21 protein-coding genes are annotated in these 21,812 nt (G+C 63.8%); 6 read left to right on the plus strand and 15 right to left on the minus strand.

What is annotated here, in order from left to right; translation table 11 throughout:
- Window positions 1-147: 147 nt before the first annotated feature.
- Genes catA through OXH74_RS01940 form a run of 3 tightly spaced genes read right to left on the minus strand, consistent with a single transcriptional unit; the run spans window position 148 to window position 2,555 of the window.
- Window positions 148-1,077 (minus strand): catechol 1,2-dioxygenase, encoded by a 930-nt coding sequence (gene catA, locus OXH74_RS01930; RefSeq protein WP_375739850.1) that lies wholly within the window; start codon window positions 1,075-1,077, stop codon window positions 148-150.
- A gap of 39 nt (window positions 1,078-1,116) precedes the next feature.
- The gene (gene catC / locus OXH74_RS01935) at window positions 1,117-1,407 is read right to left on the minus strand and encodes a muconolactone Delta-isomerase (RefSeq protein ID WP_215374615.1); all 291 of its coding nucleotides are present in this window, start codon (window positions 1,405-1,407) and stop codon (window positions 1,117-1,119) included.
- A 26-nt stretch (window positions 1,408-1,433) separates the two neighbouring features.
- Window positions 1,434-2,555, minus strand: coding sequence for a muconate cycloisomerase family protein (locus OXH74_RS01940; protein WP_375741703.1), 1,122 nt, complete (start codon window positions 2,553-2,555; stop codon window positions 1,434-1,436).
- 136 nt (window positions 2,556-2,691) lie between these two features.
- On the opposite strand from OXH74_RS01940, the gene OXH74_RS01945 reads away from it, so the two are divergent.
- Window positions 2,692-3,576, plus strand: coding sequence for a LysR family transcriptional regulator (locus OXH74_RS01945; RefSeq protein WP_375739851.1), 885 nt, complete (start codon window positions 2,692-2,694; stop codon window positions 3,574-3,576).
- 133 nt (window positions 3,577-3,709) lie between these two features.
- Here the strand turns inward: OXH74_RS01945 and OXH74_RS01950 are convergent, their stop codons facing one another.
- The 10 genes from OXH74_RS01950 to OXH74_RS01995 form a co-directional block, all read right to left on the minus strand.
- Window positions 3,710-4,987: an OprD family porin gene (locus tag OXH74_RS01950; protein WP_375739852.1), complete on the minus strand. Its 1,278-nt coding sequence runs from the start codon at window positions 4,985-4,987 to the stop codon at window positions 3,710-3,712.
- A gap of 329 nt (window positions 4,988-5,316) precedes the next feature.
- Window positions 5,317-5,817: a flavin reductase gene (locus OXH74_RS01955; protein WP_375739853.1), complete on the minus strand. Its 501-nt coding sequence runs from the start codon at window positions 5,815-5,817 to the stop codon at window positions 5,317-5,319.
- A 25-nt stretch (window positions 5,818-5,842) separates the two neighbouring features.
- Window positions 5,843-6,802, minus strand: coding sequence for a PDR/VanB family oxidoreductase (locus OXH74_RS01960; protein ID WP_375739854.1), 960 nt, complete (start codon window positions 6,800-6,802; stop codon window positions 5,843-5,845).
- Between the two features lie 85 nt (window positions 6,803-6,887).
- On the minus strand, window positions 6,888-7,628 hold the full coding sequence (locus OXH74_RS01965; protein WP_375739855.1) for an SDR family NAD(P)-dependent oxidoreductase: 741 nt from the start codon (window positions 7,626-7,628) through the stop codon (window positions 6,888-6,890).
- Window positions 7,629-7,638: 10 nt separating this feature from the next.
- A complete protein-coding gene (locus OXH74_RS01970) occupies window positions 7,639-8,115 on the minus strand; it encodes an aromatic-ring-hydroxylating dioxygenase subunit beta (protein WP_375739856.1) in 477 nt (158 codons plus the stop codon).
- A 13-nt stretch (window positions 8,116-8,128) separates the two neighbouring features.
- The gene (locus OXH74_RS01975; RefSeq protein WP_375739857.1) at window positions 8,129-9,403 is read right to left on the minus strand and encodes a Rieske 2Fe-2S domain-containing protein; all 1,275 of its coding nucleotides are present in this window, start codon (window positions 9,401-9,403) and stop codon (window positions 8,129-8,131) included.
- 132 nt (window positions 9,404-9,535) lie between these two features.
- The gene (locus OXH74_RS01980; protein ID WP_375739858.1) at window positions 9,536-10,051 is read right to left on the minus strand and encodes a nuclear transport factor 2 family protein; all 516 of its coding nucleotides are present in this window, start codon (window positions 10,049-10,051) and stop codon (window positions 9,536-9,538) included.
- Window positions 10,052-10,056: 5 nt separating this feature from the next.
- Complete coding sequence (locus tag OXH74_RS01985) at window positions 10,057-10,419, minus strand: hypothetical protein (protein ID WP_044875154.1); 363 nt, start codon at window positions 10,417-10,419, stop codon at window positions 10,057-10,059.
- A 27-nt stretch (window positions 10,420-10,446) separates the two neighbouring features.
- A complete protein-coding gene (locus tag OXH74_RS01990) occupies window positions 10,447-11,619 on the minus strand; it encodes an acyl-CoA dehydrogenase family protein (protein ID WP_375739859.1) in 1,173 nt (390 codons plus the stop codon).
- 26 nt (window positions 11,620-11,645) lie between these two features.
- Window positions 11,646-12,758: an amidase gene (locus tag OXH74_RS01995; protein WP_375739860.1), complete on the minus strand. Its 1,113-nt coding sequence runs from the start codon at window positions 12,756-12,758 to the stop codon at window positions 11,646-11,648.
- Between the two features lie 752 nt (window positions 12,759-13,510).
- Here OXH74_RS01995 and OXH74_RS02000 point away from each other — a divergent pair.
- From OXH74_RS02000 to OXH74_RS02020, 5 genes are all read left to right on the plus strand, one after another.
- Window positions 13,511-14,662, plus strand: a complete 1,152-nt coding sequence (locus OXH74_RS02000; RefSeq protein WP_375739861.1) for an ABC transporter substrate-binding protein — start codon at window positions 13,511-13,513, stop codon at window positions 14,660-14,662.
- A 68-nt stretch (window positions 14,663-14,730) separates the two neighbouring features.
- Window positions 14,731-15,768: a branched-chain amino acid ABC transporter permease gene (locus OXH74_RS02005; protein ID WP_375739862.1), complete on the plus strand. Its 1,038-nt coding sequence runs from the start codon at window positions 14,731-14,733 to the stop codon at window positions 15,766-15,768.
- Entirely contained in the window at window positions 15,765-17,564 is a 1,800-nt protein-coding gene (locus tag OXH74_RS02010) for an ATP-binding cassette domain-containing protein (protein WP_375739863.1), read from the plus strand. Before OXH74_RS02005 ends, OXH74_RS02010 begins: the two co-directional genes overlap by 4 nt.
- Before the next feature lie 5 nt (window positions 17,565-17,569).
- The gene (locus OXH74_RS02015; RefSeq protein WP_375739864.1) at window positions 17,570-18,355 is read left to right on the plus strand and encodes an ABC transporter ATP-binding protein; all 786 of its coding nucleotides are present in this window, start codon (window positions 17,570-17,572) and stop codon (window positions 18,353-18,355) included.
- A 139-nt stretch (window positions 18,356-18,494) separates the two neighbouring features.
- Window positions 18,495-18,971 (plus strand): MarR family winged helix-turn-helix transcriptional regulator, encoded by a 477-nt coding sequence (locus OXH74_RS02020; RefSeq protein ID WP_215374675.1) that lies wholly within the window; start codon window positions 18,495-18,497, stop codon window positions 18,969-18,971.
- Between the two features lie 135 nt (window positions 18,972-19,106).
- On the opposite strand, the gene OXH74_RS02025 is transcribed toward OXH74_RS02020, so the two are convergent.
- Entirely contained in the window at window positions 19,107-19,925 is an 819-nt protein-coding gene (locus tag OXH74_RS02025) for a shikimate 5-dehydrogenase (RefSeq protein ID WP_375739865.1), read from the minus strand.
- A gap of 159 nt (window positions 19,926-20,084) precedes the next feature.
- Window positions 20,085-21,710 (minus strand): NADP-dependent glyceraldehyde-3-phosphate dehydrogenase, encoded by a 1,626-nt coding sequence (locus tag OXH74_RS02030; protein ID WP_375739866.1) that lies wholly within the window; start codon window positions 21,708-21,710, stop codon window positions 20,085-20,087.
- Window positions 21,711-21,812 lie beyond the last annotated feature (102 nt).

Genomic DNA, 21,812 nt, shown 5'->3' on the forward strand with positions numbered 1-21,812 from the left:
GAAGCGCCCATCCTGCACGGACAGCCCCCTCTCCCCAGGGGAGAGGGAAGCCCGCCCGAACACTAATCCCGCCCACAAAAAAGCCGACCCGAAGGCCGGCTCAAGGAGCAGACGGGGGAACCAGCCTCCCCCGTCGGTCAACTCAACTCAATTGCTCAGGGCGCGAACGCGGTCGCGGATCGCTTCCTGCTCTGGCGTCAGGGCCGGCGCAAGCTGGAAGTTGAAGTCGAGTTCCGCGAAGCGGCCCTCCACGCCACGGGCCTTGGCTGCGGCAGCGTCGTCGACGAAGCGAATGTCACCGACCAGGCCATCGCGGGTGGCGTAGGCGAAGTCGTCCCACAGGTACTCGTCACCCGACAGGTTGATCTGGGTGGTCAGGTGACGGTAGCCCGGTGCGGAGATGAAGAAGTGGATGTGCGCAGGGCGGTTGCCGTGGCGGCCGAGCAGGTTCAGCAGCTCCTGGGTCGGGCCATCCGGCGGGCAGCCGTAGCCGGACGGCACGATGCTGCGAGCGCGGTAGCGGCCTTCGGCGTCGGTGACGATGCGGCGGCGCAGGTTGAACTCGGACTGGGTGGTGTCGAAGTAGGAATAGGTGCCATTGGTGTTGGCGTGCCACAGGTCGACCACGGCGCCGGCTACCGGCTTGCCGTCAACGTCGAACACCTGGCCCTGGAGGAACATCACGGTGCCCGGATCGGTACCGTCGTCCATGCGGGTTTCGCCTTCCGACATCGGGGCGCCGGCCACGTAGAGCGGGCCTTCGATGGTGCGTGGAGTGCCGCCGGTCAGGCCGGCCTGCTCGTCCTGGGCGTCCAGCAGCAGGTCGAGGTAGTGCTCCAGGCCCAGGCCAGCGACCAGCAGGCCAGCTTCCTGGCGAGCGCCGAGGCGGTTGAGGTAGTCAACGGCCTTCCAGAACTCTTCGGTGGTGACTTCGAGGTCTTCGATGATCTTCACGGTGTCGATCAGGATTCGGTTCACCAGCTTCTTCATGCGCTGGCTGCCCAGATCGTTGTTGAAGCCACTGGCTTCCTGGAAGAACTTCTGAACGTTTTCGGTGTTGGACAGTTTGATAGTCATCTTTGGGTCCTCATCTTGTTGTTATCGGTGGCGAGACGATCAACGATCGTCTTCGTGAATCGACGACGGATGGCGGCAGAGACCGTCGACCTCGATATCCATGTACGGAAACAGCGGCAGTTGCATGAGGGTATCGTGCAGCTCCTCGACACTGGCCAGGTCGAACACGCTGTAGTTGGCGTAATGCCCGGCAATGCGCCACAGGTGGCGCCACTTGCCCTCGCGCTGCAGGCGCTGAGCCAGTTCCTTCTCGTCGGCCTTGAGTCTGGCCGCCTTCGCGGGGTCCATGTCGACCGGAAGCTTCACGGTCATCTTCACGTGGAACAGCATGGGTTGCTCTCCTCCTCAGGCAGTCGTCACTTGCGACGGAAATGCGCCAGGCGCTCTTCATCCAGTTCCAGGCCAAGGCCAGGAAGCGCGGGAACGTGCAGCTGGAAATCGTGGTATTGCAGCGGATTGCTGACGATCTCTTCAGTCAGCAACAGCGGGCCGAACAGTTCGGTATCCCAGGCCAGCTTGTTCAGCGTGATGAACGCATGGGCCGATGCCAGGGTGCCGACGCTGCCTTCCAGCATGGTGCCACCGTAGAGGCCGATGCCGGCCGCTTCAGCAATCGAGGCGGTGCGCAGCACGGCGCGCGGGCCACCATTCTTGGCGATCTTCAGGGCGAACACCGGGGCCGCGCCATCGCGAGCCAGGTTGAAGGCGTCTTCGACGCATTCAATGGACTCGTCAGCCATGATAGGTGCCGGACTGCGCAGGTTGAGGCGCACCTGGCCAGCGCGGTTGTTGCGCGAGATGGGCTGCTCGATCAGGTCGATGCCGTTATCGCCGAGGATCTGGCAGGCACGTATGGCCACGCCTTCGTCCCAGGCCTGGTTGACGTCGACGCGTACGCTGGCACGGTCACCCAAGGCCTTCTTGATGGCAATGACGTGGGCCAGGTCCTTGCTCACCTCGCCGGCGCCGATCTTCAGCTTGAAGATGCGATGGCGACGGACTTCGAGCATATGTTCGGCTTCGGCGATGTCCTTGGTGGTATCGCCGCTGGCCAAGGTCCAGGCCACCTCCAGGCTGTCACGCACGCGGCCGCCGAGCAGTTCGCTGACCGGCAGGCCCAGGCGCTTGCCTTGGGCGTCCAGCAGCGCGGTTTCCACTGCGGAGCGGGCGAAGGTGTTGCCCTTGATCACGCGATCCAGGCGCTGCATCGCCGCGTTGATGTTGCAGGCATCCTGGCCAACCAGTAGCGGTGCGAAGTGGCGATCCAGGTTGGTTTTGATGCTGTCCGGGCTTTCGTTGCCATAGGACAGGCCGCCGATGGTGGTCGCCTCACCGATCCCCTCGATGCCATCGGCACAGCGGATGCGCAGGATCACCAGGGTCTGGTTCTGCATGGTGTGCATCGCCAGCTTGTGCGGGCGGATGGTCGGCAAGTCGACGATGATCGCCTCGAGCGACTCGATCGCGGTGTGGATCATTTCAATACCCATCAGGTTGATTTCCTCTGGTGCTTGATATTGATCACCTGGACCGACGGAATCCAATATAGAGTTTGTCTAGTTCGATACCTTCCAGGTATTGAAAGAAACGAACCGAAACCGCCCCGGAGGCCCTATGGAGCTTCGCCACCTGCGCTATTTCCAGGTGCTCGCCGAGACCCTCAATTTCACCCGCGCCGCCGAGCGCCTGCATATTGCCCAGCCACCGCTGAGCCGACAGATCCAGCAGCTCGAGGACGAATTGGGCGTCGCGCTGCTGGATCGTGGCCGGCCACTGCGCCTGACCGAAGCCGGGCGTTTTTTCCACGAGCATTCAAGCACCCTGCTCGAGCAGTTGGCGAAAGTTTGTGACAATACCCGCCGCATTGGTTCGGGCGAAAAAGCTTGGCTGGGCATCGGTTTTGCCCCCTCGACGCTCTACGGCGTACTGCCGGACCTGATCCGCCGTCTGCGCAGGGATGCGGGCCTGGAACTGGGCTTGTCGGAGATGACCACCCTGCAACAGGTAGAAGCGCTGAAGGCGGGCCGCATCGACATCGGCTTCGGCCGCATCCGCATCGACGACGCGGCGATCCAGCAGGCTGTGCTTACCCTCGACCCGCTGGTGGCCGCCCTGCCCGCCGGGCATCCATTGCTACCGGGTCCGGTGAGCCTGACCGACCTGGCCAACGAACCCTTCGTGCTCTACCCCGGCAACCCACGGCCGAGCTATGCCGACCACGTGATCGCGCTGTTCGCCGCCTATGGCCTGCAGATCGAGGTGGCGCAGTGGACCAACGAACTGCAGACCGCCATCGGCCTGGTCGCCGCCGGCATCGGCATCACCCTGGTGCCGGCCTCGGTGCAAGTGCTGCATCGCTCCGATATCGACTACGCGCCGCTGCAAGAAAGCCAGGCCACCTCGCCCATCGTCATCAGCCGCCGTGTCGGCGAACCCACGCCGGCGCTCAAGCATTGCCTGGCGCTGGTCGAGGAGCTGTCGAAGGGGCGGAGCAACTAGCCTCGGTACAGCGGCTCTTGTGGCGGCAAACTCATTCGCGAGCAGGCCAACGGCCTGCCCTGCCCATCTCCTATTGGGGCCGCTGCGCGTCCCTTGCCGAATGAATTCGCATCACCGAGATCAAAGGCGGCCGTCAGAACTTGAAGGTGTACGACGTGATCAGGCGGTTCTCCTGGTAGTCCGGCCCTGATGCACCGCCATTGCCGTAGCGGGTCTTCACGTCGATGTTGCGCCACTCGAAACCAACGCCCTTGAACGCTCCGCTCTGCACCACGTAGTTGACGACGATGTTGCGCTCACTCTCGACGTTCTGGTCCAGGGCGTTGTTGCCGCGATCGATGCCTGTGCCGCGCAGGTAGCGGGTCATGAAGCGCAGACCGGGCACGCCGAGGGCGGCAAAGTCGTAGTCGTAGCGCAGCTGCCATGAGCTTTCGTTGGGCTTGACGAAGGCCACGGTGGACCAGTTCACCAGGTAGGGTTGCGGCGCATAGCCGTTCAGCGTCGGGAAGGCGCTTTCGCCCAGCATGCGCTGGTAGGCGACGCCCACGGCATGGGGCCCCTTGCGCAGGGTGGTCATGATGCCGTAGGAGCGGTTGTCGATGTCCCCGTACAGTGCCTTGCCGTCCTCGCTGTTATCGAAATAGCGCAAGTCGGTCTTCAGGCCGAAACCGTTACCCAGGTTTGCGTTGTGGGTCAGGCCGGCATAGTGCTGCTGGTAGATGTCTTCCAGCTGGCCGTAGAAGTAGCTGGCCGAAAGCGCCGGATTGAACGCATAGGTGGCGCCGCCGAAGTTCAGGCCATCGCTGCGGCGCTGGATATCCGGGCCGTTGAACAGGTACATCTTCTCGCGGTTGGAGGATTCGCGGCTGCTGATCTCGGTGAAGCGGCCGGCGGTGAGGGTCAGGTTGTCCACCTCACGTGACTCCAGCAGGAAGCCGTGGTAGGTGGTGATCAGCTGGCGGGAGTCGTCGTAGAAGGCTACCGGCAGCATCGGACGGTGCTCGCCGACCTTAAGCTCGGTCCTGGAATAACGCACTTTGCCGGTCAGCGCGGCGCGGCCGTAATCGCGGACCTGCTCATCCTTGCTGTCGTCGTAGGGAATGATGGTGTCCGGGCCACGACCACCGCCGCCATCGAGGCGATAGGCATATTGCCCGGAAACATCCAGGCCGAACTGGACAATGCCTTCGGTATATCCGGAGATGGCGCGAAAGTCGAAACCCTGGGTCCAACTTCCAATCCGCGACTTGGGTGCATCGTCCTGCTTGAAGTCGCGATCGATATAGAAGTTGCGCAGTCCAAGACTGACTTGTCGATCTTTGACAAAGTCCGCCAGAGCGGAAACCGGCACGAATATTCCAATCAGGCTCGCAGCAGCAACACCGCGAGCCAGCCAGCTTTTCTGAAACATGACATGTTCCTTTCTTACACGTGCAAGGCACATAAGGTGGGAGCAGATTAATTCGCAAAGGCAAAACTTCGGCAGTTAATCCGCAGTGTTGTTTTTATGACCACTTACAGCAAAAAGGCGAAAATCAACCCGCTACCCGAACAAGTAACGGGCACCCTCGTTTTATTGTTTTGGTAGAACTTATTGCTGAAACTCAGCGTTATCTCCTGTAGGAGCGAGCTTGCTCGCGAAAGACCGCGCAAAGGCCATTCGCCAGCAAGCTGGCTTCTACAAGGCATCCGCCGCCCCTCACCCCGATCGCAGGAGCGAGCAACCGTGCGGCCCTGGCATCAGCAGGACGCGCGCGAGGCGTCGCCCAGGCGGTGGTAGGCGCGGTTGAAATACACCAGGCCCTCCTGGCTCTTGCCGTGGCGGATGCCCAGTACTTCGCAATAGAAGATGGTGTGGGAACCCACTTCGTGGGCCTGGGCTATGCGGCAGTCGAAGCTGACCAGCGCCTCGTCAAGCAGCGGTGCACCGCTCTCCAGGGTGTTCCAGCTGGCCTGGGCGAAGCGCTGGTCGGAGTCCAGCTCGCGGTTGGCGAATACGGCGGAGATATCCTTGAGTTCGGCGGTCAGCACGTTCACGCCGAGCACGCCATTGCTCTTGAAGTGGCCGTTGGAAAAGGACGAACGATTCATGCACACCAGCAAGGTCGGTGGCTGGTCGGTGACGCTGCACACCGCCGAGGCGGTGAAGCCGAAGCGCCCGGCGGCACCGTCGGTGGTGATGACCGAAACCGCCCCCCCGAGCAGGGCCATCGCATTACGGAATCCAGTGGTATCGACCATAGTCTTGCCTCCTTTGAAAAGGCGCTTAGATATCCAGCACGAGTTTTTTCGACTTGGCCCGCGAGCAACACACCAGGATCTGGTCGTTGGCGGCTTTTTCGTCATCGGTCAGGTACACGTCGCGGTGGTCCGGCTCGCCTTCGAGCACGTCGCACAGGCAGGTGCCGCAAACCCCCTGCTCGCAGGAAATCTCGACCTTGATGCCGACCCCGGCCAGGGCATCGACGATGGTCTGGCCCTCGCCCACCTGCACCGTCTTGCCGCTGCGCGAGGCCACTACTTCAAAGCCGCTGCCGCTGGCATCCAGCTCCACCTGAAAGTACTCGCGGTGGATGTTGTCCTCGGCGTAGCCAGCCTTGCGCGCTTCACCGATCACCCAGTCCATGAAGCCAGCCGGGCCGCAGACGTAGACATGCGCGCCCGCCTCAGGGCGACCCAGCACGTTGGGAAGGTCGAGCTTCTGGGCATCAGCCTCGTCGTCGAAGTGGGTGTGCACGCAGGCGGCGAAGTCGGCGTCGCCCAACTCGTCGAGGAAGGCCGTGCGGCTGCGGGAACGTCCGCAGTAATGCAGCGCGAACTGGCTGTCCTGCGCGGCCAGGGCATGGGCCATGGCGATCATCGGGGTGATCCCGATACCGCCGCCGATGAGGATCGAGCGGCTGGCGTCAGCGGCCAGCGGGAAGTGGTTGCGTGGCGCGCCGATGGCGACTTCGCTGCCTTCCTGCAGACGCTCATGCACGGCGACCGAACCGCCGCGCGAGGCTGGGTCCTTGAGCACGCCGAGGCGATAGGCCGTTGTGTTGGCAGGGTCGCCACACAGGGAATACTGGCGCACAAGACCAGGCGCCAGGTGCACATCCACATGCGCTCCGGCTTCGAACGCCGGCAACGGCTGCCCCGCTGGGTCGGCGAGGTCGAGGATTACCACGCCCTCGCCCTGCTCCACCCGTTTGCGCACCACCAGCTTCAACACTTGCTCACTCATACCGGCCTTCCCGCACCTTGTGGTGCTGTTTGTTTCTTATGGATCTTTCAGAACCGCGCGACTGGCGCCATGCGGTTCACTTGCTTCAACGCATGTAGATGCCACCATTCACATCCCAGGTGGCACCGGTGGTGAAGTAGGCGTCTTCGGACGCCAACTGCACGACCAGGCTGCCAAGGAAGGCGGCGTTGCCGAGGCGCTTCACCGGAATCGCCTCGATGAGCGTCTCCAGCCGCTCCGGCGGTACCGCCGCGCGCACCGCCGGGGACTCGATGGGTCCCGGGGCAATGGCGTTGACGGTGACGCCGCTGGCGGCGAGCTCACGGGCGAAGATCTTGGTCAGGGTGACGATGGCGCCTTTTGACGCTGCGTAGTGCGCGCCCGTGGCGGTGCCGCCGTTCTGCCCGGCCAGCGAGGCCATGTTGATGATCCGCCCGTAACCGGCAGCGGCCATGTGGGCGCCGAACACCTGGCAGCCGACGAAGGTGCCGCGCTGGTTGATGCTGGTGACCCGGTCGAATTCCTCCGGGCTGATCTGCATCAGCGGCGTGGTCAGCGTCATGGCGGCGTTGTTCACCGCCACGTGCAACGCACCCCAGCGCTCAAGCACCGCCGCCAGCGCGTCCTCGAAGTCCGGCTTGCTGGCGACATCCAGCTTCAGTGCCTGCGCGCGGTCGCCGCTCGGGTCGAGCCGATCCGCCGCAGCCTGGGCCTGCTCCAGTGACAGATCGGTGATCACCACCGCATAGCCGGCGGCGTGCAGGGCTCGGGCAATCTCGCTACCGAGTCCCTGCGCGGCGCCGGTGACAAGGGCTACTTGGCTCATGGTCGGCGCCTTAGAGGATGTAACCGATGCCGGCGAGGGTATCGGTGGAGTTGATGAGTTGGATCAGCTTGCGCTGGATGCGGAAGCCCTCGCCTTCGCGCTTGAGCTGGAAGGTCACATCGGCGGTGTAGTGCTTGAGCATGTCCTTGCGGAACTCGCGCAGGTTCTGCGCGCAGCGCACGGTGACCACGCCATCCGCCTCGCCCAGCACACGAAAGCGCGACAGGGCGCGCACGGTACGGGCACGCGGAGTGGTGGAGATGGACTCGCCACTGATCAGCCGCTTCACCCGCAATTGACGCATGTGGTGGTCGTCGTAGGCGTAGTTCAGCGTGTTCTCGAAGTCGGTTTCGTTAGGATCGATGGGGATGATGTAGGTCCCCTGTTCGGTCCACAGGTCGAGCCAGGCGTCGAATTCGCCGTGGTCGAGCATGTCCGCTTCCTGCCAGATGTAGGCACTGACGTGGTTGAGCAATTCAAGGTTCATGGCGGGTTACTCCTCAGGCCGACATCATCTTTTTCCACTGCTGATAGGCGGCGCGCATGCCCGTCTCGGCACTCACGTCGCTGATCAGCCCGTCCTCGCTCTGTCTCTCACCGGGCAGGCCGCGGTTGAGCATGATCCACAGGTCGGTGCCGGCCCGGGCGCCCTTCTGCACGCGTTCCCAGGCCTCGGAATCGTCCGGGGTGCCGAAGCCCATGGGGCCCTGGAAGTGTTCGTGCAGGCGCAGGCGGTAGCGGTTGGCCACGGCCGGGCCGCCGTCCATGGTGATGACCGCGTGGTGGATCTCGGTCTCGTTCACCGAGATCGGCTGCAGCACGCGGAAGAAGGCCATGGAGCAGGCCACGTTGGGGAACAGGTTGAGGTTGAAGCCGGAGCCTCCGACTGCGCGGACGATACGGCGCACCTGCTGCTCCTCGATGCCCTCGGCGCGCAGTTCCTGGGCGAGGGCCTCGAAGCGCTCGGGGATCGGCTTGTCCAGGTCGGCCTCCAGGTCCACCAGGTCGGGAATCATCACCATCACGCTGTGGCCGTTGCCGAGGTCTTCGACATAGCCCGGCCCCTGGACGAAATCGAACAGCTCCAGGGTCTGCTCATCCACCGAGGACAGGAACGACTTGTGCACCAGCGGGAAGTGGTAGGCGTCGGTGGTGTTTTCCAACTGGATCTTCCAGTTGCCGGGGAAGCGGAAGCGGTGCTCGCCCGCCAGCTTCACCGGGTAGCCGGCGCCTTGTTTCATGAACAGGTCGATCCATTTCTTCGCCGGGCCGAGGAAGTCCACCAGCGGCTCGATATCGTCCTTGAAGGTGGCGAAGAGCATGCCGTTGTATTCCTCGACACGCAGGCTCACCAGCGGTAGCTCGCCCTTGTCCAGGCAATCGGCGTAGCTCTCCGGGTGCGGCACGCCGCGCAGGCTGCCGTCCAGGGCGTAGCTCCAGCCGTGGTAGGGGCAGACGAAGCTCGCAGCCTTGCCCTTCTTGTGTTCGCAAACGGTGGCGCCACGGTGGCGGCAACGGTTGAGCAGCACGTGCACGTCCTTCTTGCGGTCGCGCACCACGATCACCGGCTGCTTGCCGATGTAGGTGCTCTTGTAGTTGCCGGCTTCCGGAATCTCGCTGGCGTGGGCTACCCAGACCCAAGTGCTGTAGAAGATCTTCTCCAGCTCCTCGTCGAAGAGGCGGGCGTCGGTGTAGAGCGAGGTGTGCACACGGTCGTGCTGCACGAGGTCGGCCGGGGAGCTGGCCAGGGTTACGGTTTCGATCAGATTGGTCACGATCACTCCTCGTCGGCGCAGGGCACCGACTCACAGAAAGTTCTTGTTGGCGGCTTCCGTAGGAGCGAGCTTGCTCGCGAACCTCGGTTACCACCTTTTCGCGAGCAAGCTCGCTCCTACATTCCGCGTCGTCTACTGCCCGTCGCGCTCGGGCACCGGCAGGTGTGCGGTGCTGTTCCAGGCATCCACCGGACGGCTGAACAGGTTCTCGGTCTGGAAATGCGCCATGCGCCACAGCCCTTCCTCTTCGCGGAACGCCGCGGTGAGGCGCGCGGCATTGAGGTGCGAGGCGCCGCTGGCGAAGGTGGAGGTCTGCAACATCACCCAGCTGCCGGTGGCTTCCACACCCTCGACGCGGATCAGCTCCGAGCAGAGGAAGTGCACGTTCAGGGCGAAGTGCGCCGGCTCCACCACGTAGGTGGCGAACATGGCGCGGATCGCCTCGCGGCCCTGGTAACCACCAAAGCTCTTGGCGTACTTCGCGCCCTTGCCTTCCCAGACGGCGTCGGCGGTGAACAGGCCGGCCAGTTCGTCGAGGGGCGTGCGGGCGTCGAGGGCATCGCACAGCTCCATGTAGCGGTTCATGCAGGCGCGCACGGCGTGTTCGCTTTCCAGCTGGCGCAGGCGCAGTTCGAGGGCTTGGCTCATGTCGGTCACGCGCGCTGGATGATCAGTTCGCGGCCGGTGCGGGCCTCGACCTTGGCGTAGCGCCACAGCTTGTAGGTGCCGTCACCTACCGGCGTGGTACGGAACAGGTTGCAGGCGGCGTGGACGGTTTCGATGTCCGGTACGTCGGCCAGCAGGTAGGTGGTCCAGGGGTAGCCAGTAGACGGGCCGACCATGCTCTGGTCGTCGTCCATGTTGCCGAACACCTTCACGCCGGGCAGGTCGTGGATGCCGTTCCACATCTCGCTGAAGGCCGCCCAGACCTGCAGTTGCTCCTCGCGCGGGGCGTCGAAGAAGTTCTGGTTGATCCCCATGCAGAAGAGGACGCGCAGGGCTTTTTTCTCGCTCATCACAATCACCGATCAGTCAGTTGGAATTCACAGGTAGCCGGGCAGCGGCTTGTTGCCGAAGAAGATCGCGCCGGCGTTCTGGTAGGTCATGTCGCCCATGAAGGCGTGCTGGGTGATCACCAGGGTGTCATTGACGAAGCGCGACAGCGGGTTGTCCCGGTACACGCCGGTCATGCCGGAGAGCATCTGCGCGGTGCGCGCCACTTCGGCAGACACGCGGGTGGCGTGGGTCGAGGACAGGCGCAGCAGGTTGGTCTGCTCCACCGACACCGGGTCGCCGGCGAGCACGCTGCGCCAGGCGGCATCCATGGCCTCATAGAACCAGGCGCGGGCGGCACGCAGCTCGGCCTCGGCCTTGGCCATCTGCATCTGCGCCAGCGGACGGTCGGACAAGGCCGGGGCGCCGGTCACCGAGAAACGTCCGCTGGCCATGCCGCTGAGGAAGTCCAGCGCCGCGCGGGCCACGCCGAGGCCGACCACGGACAGCACCTGGGTGGCGAAGGACAGCGATGGGTAGCGGAACATTGGCTCATCGAGGTTGGCCGCGCCGCCACGGACGAAGGTCCACTCCTCCGGTACCACCACGCGGTCGATCACCACGTCATGGCTGCCGGTACCGATCAGTCCGACCACATCCCAGGTTTCTTCGATGCTGACTTTCTCCCGCGGCATCACGGCCAGGCGCGGCAGGCCGAGGGTTTCGCCATTGCGCGGACTGATGCCGACGCCGATCAGGGTGGCGCCCTTGCAACCGCTGGAGAACTTCCAGCGCCCATTGACCTCCAGGCCACCGTCGACGAAGGACGCCGGCTGCGGCGGGAAGATACCGCCGGCGAACACCTCGTCCGGGCCCTTGGCGTACACCTGCTTCAGCGTGTCCAGCGGTAACGCCGCCAGGTAGACCGGACTCATGCCAAAGCTCGCCACCCAGCCGGCGGAACCGTCGGCGGCGGAGATCTCCTCGATCATCTGGCAGAACTCGATCGGCGAGCGCTGGTCGCCGCCGAAGCGCGTGGGCACCAGGGCGCGATAGACACCGAGTTTTCTGAAGCGCTCGATGACGTCCTGGGAGATGTATTTCTGCCGATCGAATTCCTCGTTCCTGGCACGCTCGCGGATATCGGCGAGCAGCGCCTGAAATCCTTCACTCGCGGTAATCGGGGCGGGTTGCTGGTAATCCAGCTCGCTTAGCGAAGACATGGGGCTCTCCAGGGTGGGCATGAGTTTTATTGTTCGAGGCGCCGCACCAGTTCACGGGCGACTGCACAGAGCAGTTCGTCCGCGCCCTTGGCGGCAATAAGTTGCAGACCGACCGGCAGCTTCGAGGGCCCTTCGAATGGGACGCTGATTGCCGGGTGGCCAGAAAGGTTGAAAGGCCGCACGAAGGCAGTCATGCCGATGGCCGCGCGGGTGTCCGCTGCCTCGACAACCCGCGCCGGGTAGCTCGGCATGGTCGGCAAGGCGAGGATTGGGCAGCGCGCCAGAGCGGCATCCACCTCGGCGCTGAAGACTGCGCGGCAGGCTTCGGCATCACGCAGTTCGGCGTCAGTGGTATCGCGCGCCGCCAGCAAGCGGGCCGCGACGTCCGCGCCCACCAGACCGGTTTCCACCAGATGGCCGCAGCCTTCCCAGGTTTCACGGTTGATGATCTTCAGCCCGGCGTCATAGGCCGCCTGCATACCGGGCAACGGGGCAAAATCCAGGGGGAAGCCGCTGGCTTCCAGAACCGAGTCCAGGGCGGCCTGGACTTCCGCTTCGGCCTGGACCGGCACCACGCCGATACGGACGCCATCCATGGTCGGCAGCGCCTTGAAGGTCGGATCGATGATCTCCATCGCCTCGATCAGCAAGTCGATGCTGGCGGCAAACGGGCCAACGCAATCCAGCGATGTCTGTGCCGGCATCACTCCGGCGCGGCTGACACGGCCGAAAGTCGGCTTGAGGCCGAACACGCCACAGCAAGCGGCGGGTACCCGTACCGAACCGCCGGTATCTGTACCCAGGGAGAAGTCGGCCAGGCCGGCGGCAACCGCAGCGGCCGAACCACTGGATGAACCACCCGGGACGCGGCCCGGATAGCGCGGGTTTTCGGCGGTACCGACCCAGGCATTCAACCCGGTGGTACCGAAGGCCAGTTCATGCAGACTGGTCTTGCCGGTAATGCGGCAACCGCTGTCGAGCAGGGCCTGTACCACATCGGCATGGCGCGAAGCAGCCGGGGCATTGTCCAGTGCACGGCTGGAAGCGCGGGTGGGGTAGCCAGCGACGTCGATAGTGTCCTTCACCATCACCGTCCGGCCTTCGCCTCCTAACGCCAACTGCTCGACGACGATCGTCATGTTCATCCCCTCTACACACGGTGAATCAGATCAGCCTTGCCCACCTCGAAGCGGTGGCGGCTTGCGTAAATCTAAAATCGGAATAATTACGTGAATTGTCAATTGAATTATCACAGGAAAATGAATGTGTAGATTCGGTGCATTTTCACCCTCGAACGCACTGATTGCGTGCAGTTTGGTAACACTCAAAAACATGAATATTCACGCAAAATTTACTATTAATGACTTATTATTCAATGCTTTAAGAGTATTATGAAAATGATTATCGAATACCTATTCAGGAAACACCGGGAAAAACACCACCCTTGAAGCGGTCGATAATCGAACGATTTAATTGAGATCAAGCTGTATTTTTTAGAGATAAAAACAACGCTTTTTAACCTCATAAAATCTGGCTTATTGGACAGGAAAAACAACTTTTCCCACCTTGTCCCTGCATCCCTCGGAGCGAGGCATGAACAGGGTTCGAGGTCGTTTTTTGCACGCGTTAGGCAGGCCACTCCGAACTGGGTCACGGAGGAGGAAATGGAGCAGAAAACGTCCAGGCAACAGGACCTGACTTGCCGGATGCCCAGCCCGTTCGAGCAGGTTCCTGGCATGCAACCTGCACTTTCGCTCCTCGCCGACCGGCCAGCGGACCGGCACCAGAACAACAACAAAGCGGCAATCCACTGCGCCGGCTCCGAGCATCAGGGCCAGGCGCCCTGCGGGACCCTGCCACTTGAATGCCCTGCTACTCCTCGGAGACCGTCATGCCCCTCAAGAAAGCCTTGTCCACCCTGCTCCTCAGCGCCGCCTGCGCCACCTTCGCCCAGGCAGACGTGAAAGTCGGCGTCATCACCTCCTCCTCCGGGCCGCTCGCCCTGGTCGGGTTGCCACAGAAGAACTCGACGCCGCTGCTGCCTACCCAGGCGGGCAACCAGAAGGTGACCTACATCGCCCTCGATGACGGCAGCGACCCCACTGCTACCGTCAAGGCGCTGAAGAAGCTGATCAGCGAGGAAAACGTCGACGCCATCATCGGCCCGAGCGGCTCACCCAATGCCATGGGCGTGATCCAGTTCGCCGCCGAGGCAGGCGTGCCGCTGCTGGCGCCGGTGGGCACCGCATCCGTGGTGCTGCCGATGAACGAGCAGAAGAAGTGGGTGTTCAAGACCACCCAGAACGACGACCTGATCGCCAAGGCACTGGTCGTCAATATGGTCGCCAAGGGCGTGAAGACCCTCGGTTTCATCGGAACCGCCGACCCGTACGGCGAGAACTGGGCCAAGGTGATGGGGGCGATGGCCGCCGAGCACGGCATCGAGATCGTCGCCAGCGAACGCTTCCAGCGCCAGGACACCTCCGTGACCGGGCAGAGCCTGAAAGTGCTCGCTGCAAGGCCCGACGCGGTGCTGGTGGCCGCCCCCGGCAGCGCCGCGGTGATGCCACAGACCACCCTGTTCGACCAGGGCTACCGCGGCCAGATGTACCAGACCCACGGCGCCGCGCTGCCGGACTTTCTCAAGCTCGGAGGCAAGAAGGTCGAAGGCACCATCCTCGCTGCCAGCCTGATGCTGGTGATCGATCAGGTCCCTGACAGCCACCCGTCCAAGCAGGTCGCCACGGACTACATCGCCGCCTACGAAAAGCTCAACGGCAGCAAGCCCGCCACCTTCGGCGCCAACACCTTCGATGCCGGCCTGTTGCTGCAACGCGCCATCCCCGTCGCTGCCGAGCAGGCCGCACCGGGAACCCCGGAATTCCGTGCAGCTCTGCGCGATGCCCTGGAACAAAGCCATGAAGTCGCCGCCACCCAGGGCGTCTACAACATGACCGCCGAAGACCACAGCGGCTTCGACGAGCGCGGTCGCGAGCTGATCCAGGTGAAGAACGGCACCTGGACCCTGCTCGGCAGCAACTGATGGTCGCGCCGCGCCTGGCCACGGTCCGGCGCCGCGTGCTTTTCACCTCGCAATAAAGAGTTCCCACCATGAATTTCCAGATAGCCATGCTGCTCGGCCAGGACGGCATCACCAACGGGGCGATCTATGCCCTGCTGGCCCTGTCGCTCCTGCTGGTCTTCACCGTCACGCGGATCCTGCTGATCCCCCAGGGCGAATTCGTCACCTTCGGCGCACTGACCATGGCCAGCCTGCAGGCCGGCCAACCCACGGCGCTGATCTGGCTCCTGTTCGGCCTGACCCTGCTGGACTGCTCCCTGGATCTAATCGACGCGACGCGCGCCAACCACGCCTTCCGTTTCCCCAGGCGCATTGCGCTGAAGCTCGGCTACGCCCTTGCGCTGGTCGCACTGGTTCGTACCCTGCCCCTGGCCGAGTTGCCCATGGCCGTCCAGGCCCTGCTGACCCTGGCACTGGTGGTGCCGCTCGGACCGCAGTTGTATCGCCTGGTGTTCCAGCCGATCGCCTCGGCCAGTTCGCTGGTGCTGCTGATCGTTTCCATCGCCGTACATGTCGCCATGGTCGGCATCGCCCTGCTGCTGTTCGGTCCGGAAGGCGCGCGCACCGCCCCCTTCTCGGAGGCAGGCCTGACCCTGGGCCCGGTGACCTTCAACAGCCAGACGCTGTGGGTGATCGCCGTATCGCTGGCGCTGATCATCGGCCTGTTCCAGTTCTTCGAGCGCAGCCTCTACGGCAAGGCGCTACGCGCCACCGCCGTGAACCGCATGGGCGCGCGCCTTATGGGCATCTCACCGACCCTGGCGGGCAAGGCCACCTTCGGCCTCGCTACCTTCATCGGTGCGCTGTCGGGCATCCTCATCGCACCGATCACCACGCTGTATTTCGACTCCGGCTTCGTCATCAGCCTCAAGGGCTTCGTCGGTGCCATCATCGGCGGCCTGGTCAGCTACCCGGCAGCGGCAGTCGGCGCCCTCGGCGTTGGGCTGATCGAAGCCTTCTCGATGTTCTGGGCCAGCACCTACAAGGAGATCATCGTCTTCACCCTGATCATCCCCGTCCTGCTCTGGCGCTCCCTCACCAGCCGTCACGTGGAGGACGATGAATGAAACCGCGCTACCTGACCCTCGCCCTGGTGGCCGCGCTGGGCGTCGCCCCGCTGCTACTGCCGCCCTTCTACGTCACCCTGCTCAACTACATCGGCCTCTATACCCTGGTGGTGCTGGGTCTGGTTCTGCTGACTGGCGTCGGCGGCATGACCAGCTTCGGCCAGGCCGCCTTCGTCGGCCTCGGCGCCTACACCAGCGCCTACCTCACCACAGTACAGGAGCTGCCCACCTGGCTCGCCTGGGCCGGCGGCTCGCCCTGGCTGACCTTGCTGGTGGGCCTGGCACTGACCGGCGCCGTCGCCCTGCTGCTTGGCGCGCTGACGCTGAAACTCTCGGGCCACTACTTGCCGCTCGGCACCATCGCCTGGGGTTTGTCGCTCTACTACCTGTTCGGCACCGTCGAATCCCTCGGCGGGCATACCGGGGTCAGCGGTCTGCCGTCGATTTCGCTGCTGGGTTGGCAGCTGGATAAGGGCGAGAAGATCTACTGCCTGATCTGGGCCGTACTGCTGCTTGCCATGCTACTCACCCAGAACCTGCTGGATTCGCGCGAGGGTCGGGCGATCCGCGCGCTCAAGGGCGGCCAGCTGATGGCCGAGTCCAAGGGCGTGAACACCTTCCGCGCCAAGCTGGTGATCTTCGTCATCTCCGCGCTATTCGCCGCCCTCTCCGGCTGGCTCTATGCCCATACCCAGCGCTTCGTGAACCCGACACCGTTCGGCCTGCACATGGGCATCGAGTACCTGTTCATGGCCCTGATCGGTGGGGTCGGCAGCGTCTGGGGCGCCCTGCTCGGCACCGGCATCCTCACCCTGCTCAAGCAATGGCTACAGGACCTGTTGCCACAACTGCTGGGCAGCGTCGGCAACTACGAGACGATCGTCTTCGGCCTGATCATCATCCTGCTCATGCAGCGCAGCCCCGGCGGCCTCTGGCCGGTCCTGACGCGCCTGGCGCCGGCCAGCTGGAAGCCGCGCAAGGCGATAGCCCAGTTCGCCGATGCCGCGCAGTTGCCCTGCCGCAAGCAGCCCGCGCATGGCGAGACCTTGCTCGAAGCCCGCGACGTGACCAAGCGCTTCGGCGGTTTGGTGGCCAACAACGCAATGAACCTGGAAGTACGCGCCGGCGAAATCCTCGCCCTGATCGGCCCCAACGGCGCCGGAAAGAGCACTCTATTCAACCAGCTCTCCGGCGTGGACAAGCCCACCAGCGGCGACGTGCTGTTCCGCGGCCAGCGCATCAACGGCCTGCCCCCGCGCAGTATTGCCCGCATGGGCATGAGCCGCACCTTCCAGCATGTGAAGCTGTTGCCGGAGATGAGCGTGCTGGAGAACGTCGCCATCGGCGCCCACCTGCGCGGCCACAAGGGCGTACTCTCCGCCGCCCTGCGCCTGGACCGCCAGGAAGAGGCTGAACTGCTCAATGAGGCCCGGCGCCAGCTGGAGCGCGTCGGGCTCGGCGACCACCTGCACACGGAGGCCGGCAGCCTGGCCCTCGGCCAGCAGCGCATCCTCGAGATCGCCCGCGCGCTCTGCGCCAACCCTTGCCTGCTGTTGCTCGACGAGCCGGCCGCCGGCCTGCGCCACAAGGAGAAAGAAGCGCTCGGGCTGCTCCTCAGTCGCCTGCGCAGCGAGGGCATGGCCATCCTCCTGGTGGAGCACGACGTGGACTTCGTCATGGGGCTGGTGGATCGTGTAGTGGTGATGGAGTTCGGCCAGCGCATCGCCCACGGCCTGCCAAAAGAAGTGCAGAAAGACCCGGCGGTGCTGGAAGCCTATCTCGGAGTGACTGAGTGATGAACATGCAGGTGCAATCCCCGGCACAGGCCGGCAACACAGTGAGCAACGCCGTGCTCGAGGTCAGCGACCTCTGTGTCACCTACGGCAAGGTCGAGGCCTTGTCCAACGCCAACCTGCGGGTGGGCCAAGGGCAGATCGTCACCGTGATAGGCCCCAATGGTGCCGGCAAGACGACCCTGCTCTCGGCCATCATGGGCGTGCTCGGCTCGCGCGGCCGGGTGGCCTTCGACGGCAGCCTGGAGGCCGTTCCGGAAGTCGAGGTGATGGTCTCTCGCGGGCTCGGCCTGGTACCGGAAAAGCGCGAGCTGTTCGGCAGCATGAGCGTCGCCGACAACCTGCTGCTCGGCGCCTTCCAGCGCCACCGCAGCGGCAAGCGCGACTACGCCGCCACCCAGGCCGAGGTGTACGAACTGTTCCCGCGCTTATGGGAGCGTCGCGACCAGCTTGCCGCCACCCTCTCCGGTGGCGAGCGGCAGATGCTCGCCGTGGGCCGCGCACTGATGGCCAAGCCCAAGCTGCTGATGCTGGATGAACCGAGCCTCGGCCTGGCGCCGCTGATCACCCGCGAAATCTTCCGCATCATCACCACCCTGCGCCAGCAAGGTGTGTCGATCCTGCTGGTGGAGCAGAACGCCCGCGCGGCCCTGCGCGTAGCGGACTACGCCTATGTGCTGGAAACCGGGCAAATCGCCATGCAGGGCCCCGCCGCCCAACTGGCGGACGACCCTCGGGTGATCGAGGCCTACCTGGGCCTGGCCAGCAAACACCAGGAAATGCTTGCCGGCTGATCGCTCCCGGCCCGGCCGCGAGGTCGGGCCACCCGCAGGGACTGACCAACGTCAAGTCGAGGCCACTTGGCTGTCGACAGGCTCGACGCAACCCCCTATAACTCTCCCCCTGTCAGCAGGAACCTATGCCCCCTTTCGCATGAGCACCCCGAAGAAGCGCCTCAACCGTTACAACCCCGCCAGTGACGACTTCAAGAAAGAAGAATTCCCCTTCTACTGGATCGCCCGCGTCTACGGCCGCTACAACATGGCCATGGAAAAGTCGCTGAAGAAGATCGACCTGGACATCCCGCGCTGGCGCATCCTGTTCATTCTCAAGGAGAACGGTGAATCGAGCATCTCGGAAATCTCCGAACACGCCATCGCCAAGCTCTCCACCGTGACCAAGATCGTCTACCGCATGAAAGAAGATGGTTTGGTGGACACCAAGCCGTGTGCGAATGATGGTCGGGTGACCCAGGTATCGATCACCGAGAAAGGCCTGCACATGGTGGAAGAAATCCAGGTCAACACTGCGCATATCTTCACCAATAGCTTCAGGGACCTCACCGGAGCCCAGATCGCCAAGCTCAACGCCACGCTGGAAAAGATCTTCGAGAACCTGCCGGAGGATTGAGCCGGCAGCGCTTCTCTTCCCGTGGGAGCGAGTTCATTCGCGAAAGCAGGCCGCAGGCCTGCCTTGAAACTTCGCCAGCGGCACTACGTGCCCAAGCTCGAATGACTTCGCGCCCACAAGGCATTCTTCTCCGCCTTATCCCCGCGCGAACAGCGCCGCCCTTTCGATCAGCGTCCCCTCCGGCCTGACGCCGCTATACAGCACGAACTGCTCCACGGCCTGTAGCACGATGACCTCCGCCCCCGTGATCACCGGTTTGCCAAGTTCGCGGGCGAGGCGAATCAGCGGGGTTTCCACCGGCAGCGCCACCACGTCGAATACCCAGTCCGCCGCCTCCACCTGTTCCAGTGTGAAGGCCAAGGTGTCGGCGTCTGGGCCGCCTTCCATGCCCAGGGGCGTGACGTTGACCAGCATGCGCGGTCGCTCGTTCCCCAGCTCGGGTTTCCAGTGGTAACCGCAGCTCTGGGCCAGGGCCGGACCGGTTTCGGTGTTGCGGGCGATGATCTGGCCACGCTTGAAACCGCTGTCGCGAAAAGCACTGGCCACGGCCTTGGCCATACCGCCGCTCCCCCGCAGGGCGAAGTCGATCTCCCGGGGTACGCCATGGCTCTGCAACAGGCTGGCGACCGCGCTGTAGTCGGTGTTGTAGCCCTTCAGCCAACCGTTGTCGGCGACGATCGTATTCACCGACTGGATGGCAGCCGCGGAGGCATCCAGCTCATCGAGCAGCGGGATGCAGGCTTCCTTGAATGGCATCGACACCGCTGAGCCACGGATGCCCAGCGCGCGGATACCGCCGATAGCGGCCGGCAGATCCGTGGTGGTGAAGGCCTTGTAGATGAAGTCCAAATCCAGGGCCTCAAAGAGGTAATTCTGAAAGCGAGTACCGAAGTTGCCTGGGCGGCCGGACAGCGACATGCACAGGCGAGTGTCGCGGCTGATGGAGCGGGGCATTGCAGGTCTCCGTGGCAGGTGGGCCTCACCCCTTCTGTGGGGGCGAATTCATTCGCTAAGCAGGACGCCGTCCTGCCCTTCAAACTCCCTGGGGGCACTTCATGCCCCTCAGCGAATGAACTCGCCCCCCACAGGGAAAGGGAAAGCCCGTGCGGGTCCTTAGAAAATGTAATCCGTGGTCAGGAAGTTCGATTCGCGGTTGCGGATGATCTCGCTGACCAGCGCCTTGTTGTCCTCCTGAAACTTGGTCGCCACCAGGGTACGGATGGAGAACACACGCAGCGCGTCATGTACCGACAGCGTGCCTTCGGCGGAGTTCTTGCGACCATTGAACGGGAAGGTGTCCGGCCCGCGCTGGCACTGGGCGTTGATGTTGATGCGGCCCACCTGGTTGGCGAAAGCATCGACCAACCGGCCGACCTGCCCCGGGTCGTTGCCGAACAGGCTGAGCTGCTGGCCGTAGTCGGAATGCAGGACGTAGTCGATCACCTCATCCAGCTCGCGGTAAGGCACGACCGGGATCAGCGGGCCGAATTGCTCCTCGTGGTAGAGGCGCATCTCCGGACTCACCGGGCTCAGTAGCGCCGGGTAGAAAAAGCTCTGCCGGTGGCTGCCGCCGCCCGGGTTGACCACCTTGGCGCCCTTGGCGACGGCGTCGTCCAGCAGAGTGTTGAGGAAATCTACCTTGCCCGGTTCGGGCAGCGGGGTGAGCGCCACGCCATCGTCCCAAGGCATGCCGGGCTTGAGCGCGGCCAGCTTGGCCGTGAACTTGTCGAGGAAGGGGTCGAGCACGTCCTCGTGGACGAACAGGATCTTCAGCGCGGTGCAACGCTGGCCGTTGAAGGACAGGGCGCCGGTGACGGCCTCGCTCACGGCATTGTCCAGGTCCACCTTGGGCAGGACGATGCCGGGGTTCTTCGCATCCAGCCCAAGGGCCGCACGCAGGCGGTGGGGGCGCGGGTGCAGCTTCTTCAGGTCGCTGGCGCCCGAGTGGGTCCCGATGAAGGCGAACACGTCGATCTTGCCGGAGGCCATCAGCGCGCTGACGGTCTCACGGCCACGACCGTAGATGATGTTGATCACACCTGCCGGGAAGCTGTCGCGGAAGGCCTCCAGCAGCGGACGGATCAGCAGCACGCCGAACTTGGCCGGCTTGAACACCACAGTGTTGCCCATGATCAGCGCCGGGATGAGCGTGGTAAAGGTTTCGTTCAGCGGGTAGTTGTACGGGCCCATGCACAGTGCCACGCCCAGCGGCACCCGGCGGATCTGGCCGAGGGTGCCCTGCTCCAGCTCGAAGCGGCTGGAGCGTCGGTCCAGTTCCTTGAGTGCTTCGATGGTGTCAACGATGTAGTCGCAGGTGCGGTCGAACTCTTTCTCCGAGTCCTTGAGGTTCTTGCCGATTTCCCACATCAGCAGCTTGACCACCGCTTCACGCTGCTCGCGCATACGCGCCAGGAACTTCTCCACATGCTGGATGCGCTCGGCCACACGCATAGTCGGCCAGGGCCCCTGGCCGTGGTCATAGGCCTTGACGGCAGCATCCAGCGCTGCCAGCGCGGCATCGGCATCGAGCAGCGGCGTGCTGCCCAGTACCACTTGCTCATCACCCTGATCGCTGGCCAGGAAGATTGGGCTGCGCACGGTGGCCAGCGGGCCATCCCAGCGCACCAGCTCGCCATTCACCAGGTATTCGCGCTGCTCGATCGGCGCTTCAGGGCGGTAGCGCTCGGGAATTTGGGCAGCAGTGGGAAACAGGGCATCGAGATTGTTGTTGTGAGTCATTGCTCATCCCTCGGACACGGACGGGTGATGGAGAATTCAGTTTGTAGCGCGCTTTCTTCGTTTGGTAAATCGTTTCAGCAAACCGCTTGGCGGAATCCCTTG

It is taken from the genome of Metapseudomonas boanensis, assembly GCF_042232855.1.
GTDB lineage: Bacteria > Pseudomonadota > Gammaproteobacteria > Pseudomonadales > Pseudomonadaceae > Metapseudomonas > Metapseudomonas boanensis.